This window comes from Streptomyces phyllanthi (genome assembly GCF_009377205.1).
GTDB classification, from domain to species: Bacteria; Actinomycetota; Actinomycetes; order Streptomycetales; family Streptomycetaceae; genus Streptomyces; species Streptomyces phyllanthi.
Genome location: NZ_VJZE01000892.1, coordinates 1 through 1,454 on the forward strand (window position 1 = coordinate 1; position 1,454 = coordinate 1,454).

General features: G+C 69.8%; 2 protein-coding genes. One reads left to right on the forward strand and one right to left on the reverse strand.

Annotation, left to right across the window (positions count from 1 at the left end):
* Positions 1-83: 83 nt before the first annotated feature.
* Positions 84-251, reverse strand: a complete 168-nt coding sequence (locus tag FNH04_RS45910) for a DUF3117 domain-containing protein (RefSeq protein WP_003966491.1) — start codon at positions 249-251, stop codon at positions 84-86.
* Positions 252-623: 372 nt separating this feature from the next.
* On the opposite strand from FNH04_RS45910, the gene chcB reads away from it, so the two are divergent.
* Positions 624-1,427, forward strand: coding sequence for a 2-cyclohexenylcarbonyl CoA isomerase (chcB, locus tag FNH04_RS45915; protein WP_152792139.1), 804 nt, complete (start codon positions 624-626; stop codon positions 1,425-1,427).
* Positions 1,428-1,454 lie beyond the last annotated feature (27 nt).

A 1,454-nucleotide genomic window follows, 5' to 3' on the forward strand; every position in this document is an offset into this window, starting at 1 on the left:
GGCCAGGGGGGCCGCCGACACAGCTGACCCGGCACCGCGCGTCGCGTGCCGGGTCAGCTGAAAGGGTATGGTCGCTTCGCGCGTCAGCCGACGACCTTCTTGAGGGCGTCGCCGAGCGCGTCGGCCTCGTCAGGGGTCAGCTCGACGACGAGCCGACCGCCGCCTTCGAGCGGAACGCGCATGACGATGCCCCGCCCCTCCTTGGTCACCTCGAGCGGGCCATCGCCCGTCCGCGGCTTCATGGCCGCCATGCTCGTTCCCCTTCCTGAAACCAGCTCACCGTCAGCCGACGGCCCTTGAAGGGCACGCGCGTTCACTTCTCGGACACGCGACACCGGCATCGAACACATTGCTTCCAGGCCATTATCCCGCATCTCAGGACCCGATGACCAACATCAGTCGGCATCGCTTGGGCAACGCGCGCGAGCAAAACCACTCAATTCGGCGATGTGGCTGCGATACTGCGCCGCCACAGCGAGCCCGGCCGCACTTCCACCCGCAGGAATTCTTTGACGCAGGTCACACGTCGGGTCCGGGCCATCGCCGTTGATCTCCGCCATGCTGTGCGAGGACGCAGGTCGTACCGACGGGTACGCCCAAGCCGCGACACGGAGGGGAACGCCATGGCCGACACCGTGCTCTACGAGGTGAGCGACGGACTCGCGACGATCACGCTGAACCGCCCCGAGGCGATGAACGCGCTGAACGTGGAGACCAAGGTCGCCCTGCGGGAGGCGGCGCGGTCCGCCGCCGGCGACGACGCCGTACGCGCCGTACTGCTGACGGCCGCCGGGGAGCGCGCGTTCTGCGTGGGGCAGGACCTCAAGGAACACATCGGGCAGCTGGTCGCGGACCAGAAGGCCGGCACCGGGCAGACCATGAGGACCGTACGCGAGCACTACAACCCGATCGTGCGGGCGCTGACCGGGATGGCGAAGCCCGTGGTGGCCGGGGTGAACGGCGTCGCGGCCGGGGCCGGCTTCGGTTTCGCGCTCGCCGCGGACTACCGGGTGGTCGCGGACACGGCGTCCTTCAACACCTCGTTCGCCGGCGTCGCGCTGACCGCCGACTCCGGTGTCTCGTGGACCTTGCCGCGCATCGTCGGCCCGGGCCGCGCCGCCGACCTGCTGCTCTTCCCGCGGAGCATCAAGGCACAGGAGGCGTACGAGCTGGGGATCGCCAACAGGATCGTTCCGGCCGCGGAGCTGCGGGCCGAGGCGGAGAAGGTGGCGCGGGCGCTGGCCGAGGGGCCGACCCTTGCGTACGCGGCACTCAAGGAGTCCCTCGCGTACGGGCTGTCCCACTCGCTGGAGGAGACGCTGGAGAAGGAGGACGAACTGCAGACGCGGGCGGGATCCTCCGAGGACCACGGGATCGCGGTGCAGGCGTTCGTGAACAAGGAGCGGCCGAAGTATCTGGGGCGGTAGACACGAGGGCCGGGGGCGGTGGGCGAG

Coding starts and splice junctions, on each gene's coding strand:
- FNH04_RS45910 (WP_003966491.1), bottom strand. CDS start 251: ATGGCGGCCATGAAGCCGCGGACGGGCGATGGCCCGCTCGAGGTGACC.
- chcB (WP_152792139.1), top strand. CDS start 624: ATGGCCGACACCGTGCTCTACGAGGTGAGCGACGGACTCGCGACGATC.